The organism is Rhodococcus sp. MT28 (genome assembly GCF_058792695.1).
Window position 1 is genome coordinate 1,329,801 of record NZ_JBXAFD010000001.1, and the last position, 17,486, is coordinate 1,347,286.

Sequence of the window (17,486 nt, forward strand, 5' to 3'; positions counted from 1 at the left end):
CACCGTCCGTCGCGTCCAGGCCCGAACCTACGAGCGAATTGTCAGAATTCGGTCAAGTTAGTCCGCTTATGTTTCCGCACAGTTTCCACGATGGCGCGCACAGAACTTTCAAGTGAGAATCCGACTCTGTTTCCCCCCAGCGTCATGCCGGATCAAGGGCGGCCGACGGTATCCGCCCCCCTCCGGCAGCACCTTGACCTGCAATTTCTCCGATTCTCACACGACAACTGCTCTCTCAGTTGCACCTCGTCCAGGCGTAGCGCGGTCGACGCGGGTTCGCAGCATCGCCCGTACAGGATGTGTCCCACACACCACCGGCACTACCCGAGAGGAACGGAGGAAGCATGGACTTGGTCAGCGCCACCACTTCGGCGATCATCGGATTTGTTCTCCTGCTCGCCGGCATTCCCAAGCTGAACGACCACGATGGGGTGCTTCGTTCGGTGCGCGGATACAAAGTGTTGCCCGTGCGACTCGAAGTACCGATCGCTCGCATCCTTCCCGTCGCGGAAACCGTCGTAGGCATCCTTCTGGTTCTCGGCGTGGCCCATCGCCTCGCCGCCTTGGTTGCTGCCGTCATGTTCGCGTCGTTCTTCACGGGCCTCACGATCAACCTCCTGCGTGGGCGACGCGATCTGGACTGCGGATGTTTTGCATTCGGAGTCGGCGAGATTCCGCGTATCGGATGGTTCCACGCCGTTCGCGCCGGAACACTCGCGGTGATCGCTGTGGCACTGTCGGTCACCGCCGGACAGGCTGAGATCGGCGTCCAGGTCGTGGCGGCGACCTTCGGATTCCTCCTCGTCCTGGCTGGAGTTGCTCTCGCACAGATTCGTTCGGTGGTCCACCTCGGACGACGCCCAGTCGACGACTATCTGTCGAGCGCCTCCATCCGCCTCCGAACCGCCGAAACCGCGTCCCGGTACGGCTCGTGAACTTACATCCCCACCACTGAAAACTCGAAGGCAGGACTACCACGATGACCACTTTCCTCCTTGTCGCGACAGTGATCCTGGTGATCGCCGTAGCCGTACTGTTCTTGATGGTTCTTGCTCTGGCTCGTGAAATCGGCCGCGTACAAGTACGTCTCGGACCTCTCGGTGCCCGGATGATGGATACCGGCCCCAAGGTCGAACAGGCCGGCCCGTCGTTTGCCGGTCTCATCGATCAGGAAGGACGGACCGTCGGAGTCGGTGGTCACCGCGACAAACCTCAACTCCTGCTGTTCACAGCACCGAGTTGCTCGACGTGCAAGAGCCTTCTTCCCGGCGTAAGGGCAATGGCCCGAGCCGAATCGGATCTCGACGTGATCATCATCTCCGACGGAACAACCGAAGAGCATCGCGAGTTCCTGGCCGGTAGCGGGATCGGTTCCGAGCTCAGTTACATCGACGCTCGAGACGTCGGTATCGCGTACCAAGTGGGCACCACTCCGTACGGCGTGATTCTCGACGAGCACGGCAAGATCCGAGGAAAGGGCCTGTGCAATCACATGGCTCAGGTGGAAAGCCTGCTCAATGCGCTCGAATCCGGCACCCCCTCACTCCAGCACCTTCATGCCCAGGCGAAATCCGGCAGCGCGGCCTGATCTTCCTGCACAGTTCGATCCTCTTCACGAATCAGGAGAAAATCGTTGGACGACAATGAATTCCCGCAGCACAACATGACGGAGAATCGATATCCCGTCGACGAGGCGACAGTTCAGGCCCAGGCCGAATGGATGGCGGGCCAGGGCGGTTCGCTTACCAGCCGAACCGGACGTAAACTCTCCGAACGAGTTTCGCGGCGATCCATGATCAGTCGGATCGGCAAGTGGACCATGGGTGTGTCAGGAGTGGCACTGATCAGCACACTTCCCGTGACACGTAGTGCCTTCGCCCAAGAGCCCGAGGTTCCTGCGCCGGCACCTGGCCCCGAACCTCTTGTCCCTGTCTACGACGGTAAAGATCCGGCCGAGTGCGAGTACTGGCGCTGGTGCAACATGGACGGAACGTCCTGTGCCGCATGCAACGGCGGCGGTGTCACCACCTGTGCCCCCGGCAGCAAGCCCGGCGCAGAGTTCTGGGTCGGATGCTGCACCAACCCTGATACCGGCAAGACCTATCTGATCGCCTACTACGACTGCTGCGGTGCGCCTTCGTGTTCCAACGCATTCTGCGGCGAACCGGACATGCAGGCCGTGATGTACAACCCGGTCTCCGGAAGCTACGACCAGGAAATCATCTGGTGTGTCTCCGACGAGTCCCAGGCATACACCTGCACGATGGCGCCCATCATCGGTGAGGACTGCCAGACTCGACCGGCCGAGCGCCCCAAGGTCGGTGCCGGATCATGAGCAGTCCGCGAACCCGAAAACTGGCGCGACCCGCCGTTGCCGTCATCCCACTCACCGTCGTACTCGCGCTGGCCGGTTGCAGTTCGTCCGACAACGACGAACCCTCCAGCGCAGGTGATGTCACCTATCCGACAGTTCCGTTCACTGCACCGGGCGAGGGAATCTCCCTCGGTCACGACGACCAGGAAATCGGCGACACCATTCCCGAGCCGTTGCACGTCGGTTCGATCACCCCGATCGCAGCTGACCGCTTGCTGGGCGTCGAAGGTGGATTCGGCCAACTCGAGCTCAGCGTCAACGTCATCGATCCGAAAACCGGTGTGGCCGAGAGCCGGATCACCGTCGGCCCGGGTATCTGGGATCCGGTCATTCACGGATTCGTCGGGGATTCCGCCGAGGATCCTGCGGTGCTCGCTGCCGAGGTGTGGCGGCCCCGAGGTTCCCGCGGCGCGGCAGATTTCACGGTCAGCACCTACTCCGGGAACCTACTGGAACCAGCCGAGGTCATGCTTCCGGACGTCGCACGCGTACATTCCCGTCCCGGCTCGAACGCCGTGACCTCCGACGGCAAGTTCTTCGTCACGTGGGACGACGGTTTGTACGGCATCAGAGTGGTCGACCTCGAGAAGAAGGAAGCGACCGGTGCACTCCAGATAGTCGGCTGCGGTCCGTTCACGTGGATGGTCGATCACGAGCTGTACAGCGTCTGCGAGGACACCCGGGAACTGCTGCACGTCACGATCGGTGACGACGGAGTTCCGAAGGAAACCGCCCGAAGCAAGGTCCTACCCGAGGATTTTGTCTCCACCCGCAAGGTCACGTGGGCCTCGGAAGCACAAAAAGCCTTGCTGGTCAGTGAGAACGGCGATGTGTACGTCTTCGACTTCTCCAACGGACTGCCTCAGGAAGGTGTCAAGCCGATCGGAAACGCCGGGCAGGACTCCGGTCGATTCTCGGAGAACGTCATCAACGCCGACGCAACCCGGCTCGCAATCGCGTACACGGACACGGCTATTCATCCGGACTCTGCTCGGGGAGGCTCACTGGTCAAGATCGACTTGTCCGATGCAACGACCTTCGCCCCGGTGAAGAGCTTGACGCTTGCAGACCTCGGCCTGACAGACATCAAGAGCATGACCTTTTCCGTCGACGGCGCCACGTTCTACGTGCTCGGTACCGGACCTGAGGTCGAAGGCTCCGCTCCGCAGAAGATCGTGGGTTACAACGCGAGCACCGGCGAGCAGGTCAGTTCCGTCGATGTCTCGGGCAACGTCGGGGATGTCAGCGGGTTGATCACACCAGAAGTACTCCGATGAGTCGTCCCGGATCCGGTGTGGTGATGGGCCGGCGCCGCTTCCTGAGTTTGGGAGCACTCGGCGCCGGAGCACTCGGGCTCGGCGCAATGGGGACGATTGCCGGATGCAGTTCCACTGCAGCATCTCCGACGCCGACGACCGATCTCGACTACATCCTGCCCACCGACCCGGAAGTTGCCGCCGCAGAATCGGCGCGAGCCTGGAACGGGACCACCGCTGCGTTTGCCCTTGCCGCCGGATTCTCGACGGTAGATCTTGGCGGACGCCTCGTGGACACGTGGACGTACGGAGGCGCTGCGGTGGCTCCGGAACTTCGCCTGAAGTCCGGTGACCGGGTGAACGTCAGCGTCCAGAACGGCCTCGACGCCGAAACAACACTGCATTGGCACGGAATTCGAATCCGCAACGACATGGATGGCGCGGCACCCACCACGCAGGCTCCCATCGGCGCCGGTTCGAGTTTCGAGTACAACTTCATCGCACCGGATCCGGGAACGTACTGGTACCACTCGCACAGCGGATTACAAGCCGATCGGGGGCTGTTCGGCGCCTTGATCGTCGAGAACCCGAACGACATCACCGGGGCCGACATCGATGCCGTTCTGGTGCTCGACGACTGGCTCGACGGATTGGGTACCACACCGGATTCCGTCCTGATGGCCCTGAACCCGGCAATTTCGGGCGGGCACGGCGGACACGGCGGTGGGGCAACAACTCCGGCGGAACACTCGGAAGCCGACATGTCCGTCGCGCAACAGTTGGTGAGCGGCGGACACGGTTCTTCCGAACCACTCGGCGGGATGACTCAACACATCGCGTATCCACTGCACTTGATCAACGGGCGGCCACCCAACGATCCTGCTGTCGTCACTGCAGCGCCCGGTTCGACCCTGCGACTGCGAATCATCAACGCAGCGGCCGAAACTCCGTACCGGTTTGCTGTGGCCGGTCACGAGATGACAATCGTCGCTACCGATGGCTACGACGTGGAACCAACTCCCGCTGACACCATCATCGTCGGAATGGCCCAACGCTACGACGTACTGGTGACGGTGAAGTCGGGAACATGGCCGGTGGTGGCGAAGGTCGAGGGCCGAGATGGTTATGCGTCGACCGTCCTACGCAGCACCGACGCGTTGGCCCTGGCGAACCCGGATGTGGGCGGAAACCTCTCGGAACTGGCCGGCCGACTGGTCACCGAAAGCGAACTCCGGCCCACGGAATCCGCACGGCTCGAGACGAAATCGCCTGATCGCGACTACCGCATCGAGTTGATCCAGGCCGGCGATCGGTACGTCTGGGGAATGGCGGGGGCCGATGCAGGCAAGCTCGTCATGAAACAGGGCGAACGGGTCCGGATCACGATGAAGAACGCGTCCACGATGTGGCACCCCATGCACACCCACGGCCACACGTTTGCGGTACCGGATTACGGCGGACTTCGCCGCGACACCGTCAACGTCCTACCCGGCACCGAGCTTGCCATCGAGTTCGACGCCGACAATCCCGGCGAGTGGATGTTCCACTGCCACAACGCCTACCACTTCGAGGCCGGCATGACGGCAAATCTGCGTTACGTCCGCTGACAAGTCGAAGAATGGAGAGAACACCTCATGAAGAAACTCGTTCCCGCTTTCCTGGCCGCGTGCGCTGCCCTGAGCCTCACCGCCTGCAGTAGTGATGCCGGTGCGTCGTCGGACGAACCTGCAGTCGTGATCGAGGTGAAGAACATGGCGTACACACCGGCATCGGTCACCATCGAGAAGGGACAGACCGTCGAATGGAAGTTCGACGACAGCGGACTCCCCCACGACGTGGTCGGCAACGGTGATCTCGACGGGAAACTGAAGAGCGAGTTGCTCACCGAGGGAACCTTCTCGTACACGTTCGACGACGCCGGAACCTTCACCTACCACTGCACGCCCCACCCGATGATGGTGGGCACCGTGATCGTTCAATAGTGAGGAGGTGGATCGCCGGCTTCGGCCTCGCCGTCGCGGCGACGTGTGTCCCAGCTTGCGGCACAGAAGATCCCGTCCCCGACGTGGTGGTCGAGATCAGCAATGTTCAGTTCAGTCCGATGGACGTCACCGTGGAGCACGGCGGCACCGTCGAGTGGCGCTTCGACGACGGCGGACTCCTGCATCACGTGGAATCACCCGGCCTGTTCGACAGCGGTATCACCGGAGACGGAACTTTCCGGCATACGTTCGAGAGCGTCGGAGTCTACGAATATTCGTGCTCCGTCCACCCGTACATGATCGGAGTCATCACAGTGCTGTGAACTCTGGCTCATCACTTTTCGCTGCGACTTCGGCTCGACACTTTTCCTGAACCACAAACACTTCGGAGGATCTGATGACTACTGTTCTCTCACACGGCCCACTGCAGACCGACGTCCCTGACATCCGGCCGACCCTTCAAGGATCGGTCGGCACCGCGACCCGTGTCAGCCTCGTCGCGGCGGGCGCCGCTGCGGGTGCCGGCCTCGCACTCGTGGCCACGCCATCTGCGACAACAGCTTTGACCACAGCTGTTATCGGCGCCGGGCTGGTTACGTCGCTGGCCGCGAACTGGTCGACCTGCGGAATGTCCGTCGCCGGAGTTGTTGCGGCGCCGAAGCAAGTCGATCGGAAGGGATCCTCGACTCCCGTCCGCCGACTCGGCTGGCACGCTCTGGGTTCGGTCACGACGGGAGCCGTCACCGGGGCATTGATCGGCGCTCTCGGTGCGGCGATGTCCGGGTACGTGCCGGTCGGCTGGGCGCTGGGCGTCTGGGCCGTCGTCGCGGTTGCATACGGGCTGCACGAGTTGGGTGCGGTGAGCATGCCGACTCCGATGCGGCGCCAACAGCTTCCGCGCCATCTGCGCCGCACGATGGCGCCCTGGAAGGTCTCGCTGATCTTCGGCGCGATCATCGGTCCGGGATTTCTGATCTTCATCCGCTCGAGTGCGTACTACCTCCTGGCACTCGGCGTCATGGCTTCGGGTTCACCGGCTCTCGGGGCGGCGCTGTTCACAGTCGTATCCCTTGGCCGCTGCATGCCCAGCCTCGCGGCAATCGTGCACACCAAGCGCGGTGGCTCGATGCCGGGATTCCTCTCGATCATGTGCGTCGTGGACCGTCGCGTGCAGAGCGTCACCGGCGCGGCATTGATCGCACTGGGAGCATTCGCCGCCGCAGCACTGATCTGACTCTCGACCGAGCACCCTTCACCTCGAGTGAACACACGCTCCGACTCTCCGGAGCGTGTGTTCACTCGACAGAAACCGTGCGCACTCACCCCGCGTCAGGGAATCGACAGCGCCACCTGGACCGAGTCCTCCGACGGCGACGTCACCTTTGCGTCCCGGCTCCACAGCATGTCGAGCGCCGCCTTGGGCTTGGCAAGGACCCACTCCCGCGCGGCGTTCTTGATCAGCGTCGGAGTTGCGCACCCGCAATCGCTGTTCACCCCGTCTGCGTCGATGCCGACGTCTCGGCACAATGCCACGGCGCGTGGCACGTGATACCCCTGAGTGACGATCAACGCCTTGGTCACCCCATACGTATGTATGGCCCGGAAGCAGGTGTCGTAGGTGTCGAGGCCGTACGGATCCCCCACGATGCGACGCGCATCGATTCCCTGCTCCACCAGGTAGTTCGTCATCGCGGCGATCTCGTCACCCGAGCCGCCGTTCGCGTCGCCGGAGACCAGGACCGCTTTAGCCTTTCCCGCTTCCACCAGTTCTACTGCTGCGTCCAGCCGCCCTTTCAGGAAAGCCATCGGCTTGCCGTCCTTGATCTGCGCGCCCAGCACGATCACGACCGGAGCATCGGGAGCATCGGCGGCGTCCGACGTGTGGCCGGCCGACGCCACGGAAATCCACACGATCGAGCCCGCGTAGACAACCGCTCCGAGCACCGCAATGCCTGCGACCCAACGAGGCCACCGGCGCTTGCGCGGCGGTTTCACTGGATCTGCAGCGGCTTCGTCCATTCGTCGATCAAACCACACGGTTTCTTCACCGCTTAGGCGCTCGGTCGATCCTCCATCCCTCCGCGCCACTGCGCTCGGCCCACAAATCCGAGTACTTCCCACCTCGCGCGATCAGGTCTTCGTGGGAGCCGACCTCCTCCACCCCACCGTCTTCGAGGTAGACGATGCGATCTGCTCCCTCAATAGTCGACAGGCGATGAGCGATGATCACCACCGTTCGACCACGGGCCAATCGATGAATTGCCTCGGTGATGGCGACTTCGTTCTCTCCGTCGAGGGCGGAAGTCGCTTCGTCGAGAAGAACAATCGGAGTGTCCTTGAGGAATGCCCGCGCAATCGAGACCCGCTGACGTTCACCGCCGGACAGCAGTGATCCGCCTTCACCTACCCTGGTCTCCTCACCGCTCGGCAAACGGTCGATCACTTCGCCTAGTCTGGAATCCACCACTGCTTGACGGACCTCCGACTCGGTGGCATCCGGACGCGCCAACCGAATGTTCTCCAGGATGGTTCCGTCGAACAGGTAAACCTGCTGTGAGACAGTCGATATCCGAGACATCAATGCTCTCGTTCCGATCTCGCGAACATCGGCTCCCCCGATGGTTACCGCACCTTCGTCGACGTCCCAGAATCTGGAGATCAGCCGAACCAGAGTTGTCTTTCCGGAACCGGAAGGACCGACCAGAGCAGTGACCGAGCAGTCCGGGAATTCGAGACTCACGTTACGAATCACGCGATCCGGGCCGTAGCCGAAGGAGACCGAATCGAACCGAATATCATACGACGTAGGCTCTTTCGGCACCTCAGGTTCCGCCAGCACCGGTACATCGATCATCTCTCGGACAGATCCGAGCGACACCCGGGCCAGTGAGATACCTTCACCGAATCCTGCGAGCATCTGCATCGGCTCCACGAACCTCACGGCCAACACGAGAACAACGATCACGCTTGCTGTGTCGATGGACCCGGTGGTGACCAGCAGTGCCGCCAGAACCAGGACGGTGAGAAAGGCAACCTGAACGACGATCATGAAGCGCAGCAGATACTTGTCGACCGATCCGATTTCCTGCAGGTGTGCGTCCCGGTTGGACACAAGAGCTTCGTCCAACCGAGTCCAGCCTTCGCCGCTCTTACCGGCCGAACGTAGAACTTGCTGCGCCTGTGCATATTCGACGACGCGCGATGCCAACTCGGATTCGCTCTTGCCGATCGCCTCGTATTCGGGAACAACCGCACGCTGCACGTTGCGGTAAGCCCGAATCCCCAGTGGAACGAAGACGACCATCGCGAGGGATAGTCGCCAGTCCACAAACAATACAGCGATCGCCACTGTCGCTGGAGTCACCGTGACGGTGACGAGTTGCGCGATGATCATTCCCGGGATGCTCATCAAGATAGCCGTGCCCTCGGTGACCAGGCGAGTGAACGCTCCACGGTTTGCCTTGCTGAACCACCCGAGCGGAACCTGCACCAAGTGCTCACCGAGGCGATGCATGATTCCACCGGCAAAACCCTCGATTCCGATGCGGTACGCCCGATTCTCGGCGATCCACCGTACGGCGCCACAGGCCACCGCCACGAGAGCAGCCGTGACAACCCACGGCACTGCGGCGTCGTAATCGCCGCGAACCACCGCTTTCAGGATCGGAATCATCAGTGCAAAGACGACACCCTCGAGTATCCCAGCGAGGGTGAAACCTGCTATCTGACCTCGCATCCCATTGCCGCGCCCGAGGATTTCGTCCAGGTCGCGAATCATTGCAGCGCCTTTCGCGGAGAGATGTCTTCGACGAGGGGGTTCTGGAGCGCCCACATCCGCGCGTAGGTTCCGCCGAGCGCCGACAACTGTTCGTGCGTACCGTTTTCCACGATCCGTCCGGCGTCGAGAACGAGTATCTGATCTGCGTATCGGACGGTGTGCAGTCGATGAGCGATCACCATCAGGGTGCCGCCGTCTGCACTGATCTCGCCCAGTGCGCGTTGAACGGCCGATTCACTGTGGGGATCGGCCTGCGAAGTCGCCTCGTCCAGGATGACGATCGGCGGGTTCTGAAGGATGGCGCGGGCGATCGTCAGGCGTTGCTTCTCCCCACCCGACAGCTCACCGCCCGAACCACCACCGATCTCGGTGTCATACCCGTCCGGCAGTCGCATGATCACGTCGTGAATCTGCGCCCGCCTCGCCGCTGTCTCCACTTCCAGATCCGTTGCATCCGGTCGACCGAGCCGAATATTCTCGCGCACGCTGTCCCGCAGGAGCACAACATCTTGGAAGACGATGGCCATTGATCTCAAGAGTTCGCGACTGGACTGATCTCGTAAATCACTTCCGCCCAGTCGAATAGACCCGTCCGTGACGTCCCAGAACCGCGGAAGTAGACGCGCCAAAGTGGTCTTTCCGGAGCCGGAGGGGCCAACGATCGCGGTCACGGTGCCCGGTTGCATCTCGAAGGAGATGTTCTCGAGGACGCGCTGCCCAATGGTGTATTCGAAGCCGACGCTGTCGAATTCGACCAAAGTGCTGCGAGCAGGCACTGCATCCTGAGGTTCGGCCAGCTCTGGTTCGCCGAGGATGCTCTCGACGTGAGTCGCTCCCAGTTGGCCTTCGCGGTAGAGGTTGGCCATCGTTCCCATGTGCAGAACCGACGACGGAACACCGATTCCGACGACCAGAAAGGCAACAAGAGCTACCGGGGTAATCCAACCCCCGGACAACATTGCAGTTCCCGTCGCCGTGATGACCACGATGAGTACCGCCGGTGAGAGGAGGATCGACATCGCGATCACCGGCCTTCCCATCCCCGACATCCATCGCACGCACACCGCAACCATCGAATCGACAGCGCTCGAGTAGCGCGCGAATGCGCGACTCCCACTCCCGTACGTCTTGACAACCTCGATACCGTCGCCCAGTTCTACTGTCGCAGAGGTCAATGTCGACATTGCAAGATTCCAGGAGTCGACGTTCGTTCGATAGGCTCTGCGCATCGACGGCGCGGCGAGAGCGAGACACACTCCGATGTAGCCGACCAGGACCAGGCTGAACTTCCAGTCCATCGCCACCAGATAGATCAGGGCCACTATCGGCGACAGTATCGCTGGTACCACGTCGGCGGGAAGGTGAGCGACGAGAAGATGCATCCGCTTCACGTCGTCCGTCATCGCCTGCTTCACTTCACCGGTGCCACCATTTGCAAACCACCCCAGAGGAACTCGGGACAGATGCCGAGCGATACGCGAGCGGATCGAGTATTTGAAATGCGCGTCGGCGGTGTGACAGACGGTCAGTGCTGCGTTGTAGACGACAAAACCGAGAATTGTGCCCGCTGCACCGATTGCGGCCCACATCCAGACCAGGTTCAACGACGAGCCGGTCAGGAGCACCCGCGCGATCTCGACCACCGCAACGTAGGGCAGGAATCGCAACGGCACCGACAGTGCCGACAGACCCGCCCCTAGGAGGAGTTGATTTCTCACCGGCGCGATCATCCTGCCCAAAGCGTCTCGGTCGACGAGTCCAGGCGAGTCTTCCGGGGCTGCGGACTCGTTCACTTTCATTGCCGCACTCACTCTTCGACGATGATCGTGCCGGTCATGTTCGGATGTGGTGTGCACGTGTAGGTGAACGTTCCGGCTTTGTCGAAGGTCTGACTGTAGGTTCCGCTTCCTTGGAGATCGCTCTTGATCCCCAACTCGGCGAACACGACATCGTGCGGCATTCCCTGGTCCTCGAAAATCCACGTGACGGTCTGTCCTGTGTGCACGGTGACGGAGTTCGGTGTGTACGCAAGGTTTTTCACCGAGATCTCGACCGGCGCTTGCTCGGTAGATCCCGTCGAATCGTTGCCGCACGACGTCAGTGTGAATACCGCTGCAACAGCGATCAATGTGGTCAATCCGGTGCGAACTGACATTCTGCTCTCCTCATCGAACGTAGTTGAGGTCGGCAGTCATCCCGGCCTCGAAGTGGTACGCGTTGTGACAGTGAAACATCCACCGTCCTGGATTGTCGGCGTCGAAGTCGATCGCCATTTGTGTACGCGGAAGTACGATCACGGTGTCTCGGCGAAGCCCGCCGTAGGAGGGAACCGAGAAGGTGTGCCCATGGGTGTGCATCGGGTGCCACATGTCGGTGTCGTTGTTCATGACGATTCGTATTCGCTCGCCCTGCTTCATTCTCAACCGACCTGCATCGGCGCCCGCCATTCCCCAGAGGTATCGATCGCCGGCCTGAATGAGATCCACCGAATACGCACGATCCGGTGCCCTCTGCTCCAGCGCTCCTGACGGGCGAAGCTCCGATTCCAGAACGAGCCGACCGCCGGAACCTGACAGCACTGCAGGCGAAGTCAGGTCGACGACCGCTACCGAATCCGGCGTCCGAAGCAGGCACGCGACGCCACCTGACTTCCCTTCCACCTTCGCGGCGATGGGCCACGAGCCGGACTGCACCGTCACCAATACGTCGTATCGCTGCGCGGGTGCGATCAGAATCTCGTCTCCGGCTGTGTAGGCAACGTCCTGCCCGTCAGCACTGACAACGGTCATCTCGTGCCCGGCGACCGAGAAACGGTACGGAGTCTCCGCCCCGGCATTGATCACCCGCAATCGAAGCCGAGTTCCGGCCGTCGCACTGACGACGAAGGGATCTTCCACAGGCCGTCCGTTGATCAGATGCAGTGGATACGTGATGTGCGTTGCCATTCCACCGAGCGCCTTGGAATTTCCGTGACCACTGCCGAGAAGTCCTGCGGCAGAATCAATCTCTGCACCATCGACTTCCGGTGGAGTGCCGCCGTGCCCGTGGTGTCCTCCCTGCACGTCCGGTGACAATGCGCGAAGCACTGCATCCGGGGTTGTTCCCAGCCCGTCGAGCCAGTCGTCGATCACGATGACGACGTCCTCGTCGGCTCCGGTCCGGTCGTTCGGGTCCTCGACCACGAGTGCACCGAATAACCCTCGATCGGCCTGCAAGCCTGAATGGGAGTGGTACCAATATGTTCCGTGATCCGGGGCCACGAAGTCGTAGGTGAACTCGGCACCTGGTTGGATTCGTTCCTGGGTGACCGGCGGGACGCCGTCCATGTCGTTGCGGATCGCAATGCCGTGCCAGTGCACCGAGGTCTCCGTCGGAAGGTCGTTCTGCAAAAGAACGTTGAGCCGGTCTCCCTTGGAGATTCGAAGCTCCGGGCCAACTGCTTCCGCACCGTACGACCATGTGTCGACCTCTCTGGCGCCCAGACTCACCCGAGCCGGTGCAGCTGTCAGATTCCGTTCGACTGTGCGCCCGCTATGAAATCTCGCCTGTTCGGCAGCACGAACTTCGTCGTCGAACGGTGAAATCTCAGAACTGGATTCGTTCGCCGAACCACGGCTGCACGCACTCAATGCCACAGAACCCAAAGCCGCAGAACCCACAGCCGCAGAGCCGAGCGTCACCGCTCCCCATCGCAGAGCCAGGCGCCGACTCAACGCACTCGAACTCATGCCGTCAGCGCCGTGAATTCCTGATAGCGCGTCGCGGCAACATCTTCGGTTCCGGTGCCGGTCAGATTGCCGGCAGCCATGGCATCCATGTCCTCGATCATCCAGAAGGTGGCGAAGGGATGAGTGGCAAGCCACATGTCTCCGTTGACCTTGGCCACTCGGTTCTCCTGCACCGCTGAAAGACTCAAGAATCCGGGAACACCGGCAACCTTGCCGAACTCGTACACGCCCTCGTCGAACACGGCTATGATCCGAGCATCCTGCGCCGGGATCGCCTCGTCGGACAGGGGCGCATACGGCAGTCCTCCAGCGGCATTCGATCGCTGGGATTCCGGACGCCCGAAGCCGCTCTCCGCCAACAACAACGACGGCGGCGCCTGCTCGGTGGTGGTGGCAAGGATTCCAGAACTGCTCATCAGCACCGACACGGTGTTCGCTTCACCACCGGACCGAGCAGAGACGTCAGCGATCTTGCCCTCCAAGGCGACAGTCAGCTTGTCGGCAACCGACTGACGATCAAAAGCGCGTCCGAAGAAGGCAAGATTCTCACGCCACGGAGTGGTGACGGCTGGGACCGGCACTGTGGGGACGGTCGACGCGAGGGAGTCGTAGTAGCTCCGATCGCCCATCGACGTGAAGATGACCAGTCCGGGATCCTGTGCGAGTACCTGCTCGATCGGGGGTGCACCGAGCGGCGGCACCGTGACCACCTCGGTACCAGCTGACGCCAAGATGTCCTGGCCGATCTCCGATCCCCACGACGTGAAGACCACGTCAGGGGTGATGCCGACGGCAAGGAGACCGAGTGCGGCGTATTCGTCGAGGGAAACAATTCGCCCGAGGTCGCCCGGAACCGACGTTTCACCGAATTCATGGGACACAACACGCGTTCCCTCGGCAGGTTCCGTCGTCGGTCCCGCCTCACTCGAGCTACAGGCGGCCGCAGTCAGGGCAACGACACTGACCAGCAGCGAAGCACCCAGCCTCGATAGGTAACCGGGTCGCGTTTTCAACTTCATGGTGTCCTTCAGCTTCGAAAAATCGGGGGGTTCGCATAAATCCGTGCACTGCTCGGATTTGGCAAGTAAACCTCACCTAAGTTCATCCGTCAATCGCTTGCGTCGACTACGCGACGCGATCCGACGCCACTAAGCTCGGTCGGACCATGACTGCGCCATCACCTGACAAGAAGTCCGCCGCGAAATCACAGCGCCGCCGGAGTTACAACACCGGGATCACTGCGGACGCGGTGCTGACCGTGGCGTTCGGGCTCAGTCGCGAGCACGGAGTCGAGGGCTGGTCGCTGCGGCAGCTGCTCGGCGAACTCGATACGTCGTTCTCCGTCGTCTATCGACTCGTCGGAGATCGGGACGCACTCTCGGCTGCGGTGGTCGACAGTGCGGTGTCGGCCGTGAACGTGCCATCCGCACAAGAAGATTGGCGTCAATGGCTGACGCATCTGCTCTTGCAGATGCGAGAGGCCTTGATCAAGTGTCCAGGCGCGGCACAGTGGCTGCTGATGAACGGAGTTGCCACCCAGCGCAGCCGGGAACTCATGGAGGCCGGATTGGCATCGCTGATCGACGCCGGGTTCGGGGAAGAAGCCGCTCAGGCTTACACCGTCGCCTTCACCTCGACAACCACACTGATCGCCATGAACGACGCCAGGCGCATTCCCAGCGGACAGCCTTCACCCGATCACAGCGCGATGCTGGAACGACTGAGTAACGACAGACCCTCAGATCCTCGTTCATCGATGGAGACACTGATCGGGAAGTTCGCCGGTCCACCGGATGCTGCGGAAGCAACACGGGCAGAACACTATCGCTACACACTCGACCGTGTCCTCGACGGCCTCGAGGCGCGGCTGAACGCAATCAAGGAGTCACAGAAATGACCGAGGGTCGCTGTCGCAGTTGTGCGACAGCGACCCCGCGGATGATCTGGATTCTCGGTATGCCTAGCGGAACAGGTTCGCGACGAACGGAATCGTGTCGGCCTGTGATTCGACCAAAGCGCCGCTGTGATCGGTGTTGTAGGTCTTGAACGTGACCGGTTCACCGTTGGCGACCAACGCTGCAACCAGCGAAAGTGCAGACGGTGCAGGGACATCCACGTCAAGCAGGCCCTGGCCGATGAAGATAGGGCGGTCGTATCCACTGGTCGGTACACCCATGTAATCGTTCAGCAGACCCTGGAAGTTCGGGATCTGACTGAGCGGGCGGGAAAAGATGTCACCGAGGACCAGATCCTTGGATGCCTCGTCCAGGTCTGCGGCGCAGAGCTTTTCGGCCGAGTCGACCTTTTCCCTTCCCAAGTCGTTCAGGTAGGAATTCAAGTCGATCTCGGGGTGCGCTTCCCGCAAGCCCGCGAGGATGTAGAGCGCGTACGACGTCAACCCGCCGCCGAGGGCGATGGGAGGGAAGCCCGGACCGGCAGGCAGGAGGGTCAACTCGATGTTGGCCGGCACTCCGGTACCCACGCCACCGCGGTAGTCGAGCGAATCCCCTCCATACTCGGTTGCGTAGCGGGCCGTCGTGATGGCCGCACCGCCGCCCTGCGACTGCCCGACCACTGCCCAACGATTCGAGATCGAGGAGTCGATGACCCGTGCCGCCTTGACCGAGTCGACTACGCTGTGCGCCTCCACCTTTCCGTCGAGGTACGGCATCAGCCCTGGTGTACCCAGACCGACGTAGTCGGTGGCGACGACGGCGTAGCCCTCGGAGAGCCAACGCCCCAGGTAGGGGTAGTCACGCTCGGGCAGGCCAGGACCGACCAGCGAAGGGGCACAGGAATCGTCGAGTCCCGTGGTGCCGTGCGCCCAGGCGATGACGGGCCACCCGCCTTCCGGTGCCGGACCGGCCGGGACGTAGTACGCGCCACTGCTCAGCGCAGGCCCGCCGTTGGAACCGATGGTCCAGTACGTGAATCGCTTGGCGTCGGCGGTACCCGGAATCCACAGATCTTTCGGTAGCGGCTCACTCGACACCACAGTGCCAGTGGCTTGCGACGCGCTCGGTGCCTGTGCGGACGCGATGGGCGCAGCAACGGCGGAGCCGATCGTTGCAGCACAGAGGGCTGCGATGGATATGCGGGCAAACGACTTCGACTGGAATTTCACGTCTGACGACTCCGGTTCGTGCGGTGGGCGACCTCGTTGGACGTTATCGTAGATTTTGTTTAACCGATCGGTCAAGCAAAATCTTGCAGCTTCGTGAAACGTATATGTCGAGATTCCGGCCCCAACTCCGACCTAGCATCGAACCGCACGAAAAAACAGTAGGAGGATGTGTCCATGGCACACGTACAGCGTTTCGACCACATCGGCATCACCGTCGCGGACCTCGAATCAGCGACGGCATTCTTCGTCGGTCTGGGTCTCGAGGTGGAGGGCACCGGATCCGTGGAGGGTGAGTTCGTGGAAACCGTCTGCGGTATCCCTGGAGCCAAGTGCGAAATCGCCATGCTGCGCCCGCCGGGCGAAGGATCACGGCTCGAGCTCTCGTCCTTCGTCACGCCCGAGCACGTACCCGGATCGCCTGCTCCGATGGCCAACGAGATCGGGATACGCAACGTGTCTTTCGAGGTGGGCGATCTCCAGGTTGCGGTCGACGCGGTGGCTGCGGACGGTTACGGACTCATCGGCGGGATCGGCGAGTACGAGAACAGCGTGCGCATGGCCTACGTCCGGGGGCCTGAAGGGATCATCGTGTCCCTGTTCGAGCAGATCGCCTGAAGCGTCACGGCATTCGGAGCGTCAGATCGCCTTCCAGGAGCTGGCCAGAGCGCCCATCGCAGCCGCGAATTCGGCGAACGCCGCGTCGATTCTGACGCGGTCACCGGTGGTCACCAGATCGAGCGTCAACCCGCGAATCTGCGCCAACACGATCGTCGCGTAGCGATCAGCGCGATCGGGTGGACATCCGTGCGCGAGCGCAGCTTCCGCCAAACCACCCAACCAGTCCCCCACCACATGGTCGAGAAACTCGCGATACCGCTCCGGATGCAACAACGCCTGTCCGTAGATCTCGAACATCAAGCGAAAGTTCGGCAACGATTCCGCTGATGTGCGCCCATTCCAGTAACTCGTCAACATCTCGACGATGTCGGTCCCGGAAGAGATGTCGAGAGAAGAGCTGTCTCGCAGGGTGGCAACTACTTCAGTGAGCAGTTGTTCCTTCGAACCGAAATGATGGATGAGTGTCGCATGACTGATCCCCAGATCCTTGGCCAATGGCCGCATGGACAGTTCACCGACGCCGTTCGCCGTGACGTACGCGGTTACCTGCTCGAGCAATTCGGCACGGCGATGCTGGTAACGCAGTTTCCGGCCGTCGACCGGCGTGCTGTCCTCCACCTGCAGGA

The 17,486-nt window shown here is 61.8% G+C and carries 18 protein-coding genes; 10 read left to right on the forward strand and 8 right to left on the reverse strand.

Going from position 1 to position 17,486, the window contains the following annotated elements:
• Nucleotides 1–344 precede the first annotated feature (344 nt).
• The 8 genes from AC1Q6C_RS06395 (at nucleotide 345) to AC1Q6C_RS06430 (ending at nucleotide 6,846) form a co-directional block, all read left to right on the forward strand.
• The gene (locus tag AC1Q6C_RS06395; RefSeq protein WP_007729691.1) at nucleotides 345–935 is read left to right on the forward strand and encodes a MauE/DoxX family redox-associated membrane protein; all 591 of its coding nucleotides are present in this window, start codon (nucleotides 345–347) and stop codon (nucleotides 933–935) included.
• Nucleotides 936–979: 44 nt separating this feature from the next.
• Nucleotides 980–1,588 carry a redoxin domain-containing protein gene (locus AC1Q6C_RS06400; RefSeq protein ID WP_007729693.1) on the forward strand — a complete coding sequence of 203 codons (609 nt, stop codon included), beginning with the start codon at nucleotides 980–982 and terminating at the stop codon, nucleotides 1,586–1,588.
• Between the two features lie 75 nt (nucleotides 1,589–1,663).
• Nucleotides 1,664–2,335: a methylamine dehydrogenase light chain gene (locus tag AC1Q6C_RS06405; RefSeq protein ID WP_029256402.1), complete on the forward strand. Its 672-nt coding sequence runs from the start codon at nucleotides 1,664–1,666 to the stop codon at nucleotides 2,333–2,335.
• Entirely contained in the window at nucleotides 2,332–3,651 is a 1,320-nt protein-coding gene (locus AC1Q6C_RS06410) for a hypothetical protein (protein WP_042925925.1), read from the forward strand. Before AC1Q6C_RS06405 ends, AC1Q6C_RS06410 begins: the two co-directional genes overlap by 4 nt.
• Complete coding sequence (locus tag AC1Q6C_RS06415; RefSeq protein ID WP_047271941.1) at nucleotides 3,648–5,237, forward strand: multicopper oxidase family protein; 1,590 nt, start codon at nucleotides 3,648–3,650, stop codon at nucleotides 5,235–5,237. Before AC1Q6C_RS06410 ends, AC1Q6C_RS06415 begins: the two co-directional genes overlap by 4 nt.
• Nucleotides 5,238–5,264: 27 nt before the next feature.
• On the forward strand, nucleotides 5,265–5,612 hold the full coding sequence (locus AC1Q6C_RS06420; protein ID WP_003940240.1) for a plastocyanin/azurin family copper-binding protein: 348 nt from the start codon (nucleotides 5,265–5,267) through the stop codon (nucleotides 5,610–5,612).
• Nucleotides 5,612–5,935, forward strand: a complete 324-nt coding sequence (locus tag AC1Q6C_RS06425) for a cupredoxin domain-containing protein (RefSeq protein WP_080712742.1) — start codon at nucleotides 5,612–5,614, stop codon at nucleotides 5,933–5,935. The genes AC1Q6C_RS06420 and AC1Q6C_RS06425 overlap by 1 nt, the downstream gene beginning before the upstream one ends.
• A 74-nt stretch (nucleotides 5,936–6,009) precedes the next feature.
• Entirely contained in the window at nucleotides 6,010–6,846 is an 837-nt protein-coding gene (locus tag AC1Q6C_RS06430; protein WP_042447112.1) for a hypothetical protein, read from the forward strand.
• Nucleotides 6,847–6,941: 95 nt separating this feature from the next.
• On the opposite strand, the gene AC1Q6C_RS06435 is transcribed toward AC1Q6C_RS06430, so the two are convergent.
• From AC1Q6C_RS06435 to AC1Q6C_RS06460, 6 genes are read right to left on the reverse strand one after another with little or no spacing between them, the layout of a single operon-like run.
• Nucleotides 6,942–7,631 carry a SanA/YdcF family protein gene (locus AC1Q6C_RS06435; protein WP_037128722.1) on the reverse strand — a complete coding sequence of 230 codons (690 nt, stop codon included), beginning with the start codon at nucleotides 7,629–7,631 and terminating at the stop codon, nucleotides 6,942–6,944.
• 25 nt (nucleotides 7,632–7,656) lie between these two features.
• Nucleotides 7,657–9,390 (reverse strand): ABC transporter ATP-binding protein, encoded by a 1,734-nt coding sequence (locus AC1Q6C_RS06440; protein ID WP_492666448.1) that lies wholly within the window; start codon nucleotides 9,388–9,390, stop codon nucleotides 7,657–7,659.
• Nucleotides 9,387–11,201: an ABC transporter ATP-binding protein gene (locus AC1Q6C_RS06445; protein WP_492666449.1), complete on the reverse strand. Its 1,815-nt coding sequence runs from the start codon at nucleotides 11,199–11,201 to the stop codon at nucleotides 9,387–9,389. Before AC1Q6C_RS06445 ends, AC1Q6C_RS06440 begins: the two co-directional genes overlap by 4 nt.
• The gene (locus tag AC1Q6C_RS06450) at nucleotides 11,198–11,545 is read right to left on the reverse strand and encodes a plastocyanin/azurin family copper-binding protein (RefSeq protein ID WP_003940254.1); all 348 of its coding nucleotides are present in this window, start codon (nucleotides 11,543–11,545) and stop codon (nucleotides 11,198–11,200) included. The genes AC1Q6C_RS06445 and AC1Q6C_RS06450 overlap by 4 nt, the downstream gene beginning before the upstream one ends.
• Nucleotides 11,546–11,555: 10 nt before the next feature.
• Nucleotides 11,556–13,118: a multicopper oxidase family protein gene (locus AC1Q6C_RS06455; protein WP_064112405.1), complete on the reverse strand. Its 1,563-nt coding sequence runs from the start codon at nucleotides 13,116–13,118 to the stop codon at nucleotides 11,556–11,558.
• A complete protein-coding gene (locus AC1Q6C_RS06460) occupies nucleotides 13,115–14,137 on the reverse strand; it encodes an ABC transporter substrate-binding protein (RefSeq protein WP_492666450.1) in 1,023 nt (340 codons plus the stop codon). The genes AC1Q6C_RS06455 and AC1Q6C_RS06460 overlap by 4 nt, the downstream gene beginning before the upstream one ends.
• 146 nt (nucleotides 14,138–14,283) lie before the next feature.
• Between AC1Q6C_RS06460 and AC1Q6C_RS06465 the strand changes: the two genes are divergently transcribed.
• Nucleotides 14,284–15,015 (forward strand): TetR/AcrR family transcriptional regulator, encoded by a 732-nt coding sequence (locus tag AC1Q6C_RS06465; protein WP_064112403.1) that lies wholly within the window; start codon nucleotides 14,284–14,286, stop codon nucleotides 15,013–15,015.
• A gap of 63 nt (nucleotides 15,016–15,078) precedes the next feature.
• Here the strand turns inward: AC1Q6C_RS06465 and AC1Q6C_RS06470 are convergent, their stop codons facing one another.
• Nucleotides 15,079–16,242 carry an alpha/beta hydrolase family protein gene (locus AC1Q6C_RS06470; RefSeq protein ID WP_007729711.1) on the reverse strand — a complete coding sequence of 388 codons (1,164 nt, stop codon included), beginning with the start codon at nucleotides 16,240–16,242 and terminating at the stop codon, nucleotides 15,079–15,081.
• A gap of 174 nt (nucleotides 16,243–16,416) precedes the next feature.
• Between AC1Q6C_RS06470 and AC1Q6C_RS06475 the strand changes: the two genes are divergently transcribed.
• Nucleotides 16,417–16,857 carry a VOC family protein gene (locus AC1Q6C_RS06475; RefSeq protein WP_007729713.1) on the forward strand — a complete coding sequence of 147 codons (441 nt, stop codon included), beginning with the start codon at nucleotides 16,417–16,419 and terminating at the stop codon, nucleotides 16,855–16,857.
• Nucleotides 16,858–16,878: 21 nt separating this feature from the next.
• On the opposite strand, the gene AC1Q6C_RS06480 is transcribed toward AC1Q6C_RS06475, so the two are convergent.
• Nucleotides 16,879–17,478, reverse strand: a complete 600-nt coding sequence (locus tag AC1Q6C_RS06480) for a TetR/AcrR family transcriptional regulator (protein ID WP_030536496.1) — start codon at nucleotides 17,476–17,478, stop codon at nucleotides 16,879–16,881.
• Nucleotides 17,479–17,486: the final 8 nt, after the last annotated feature.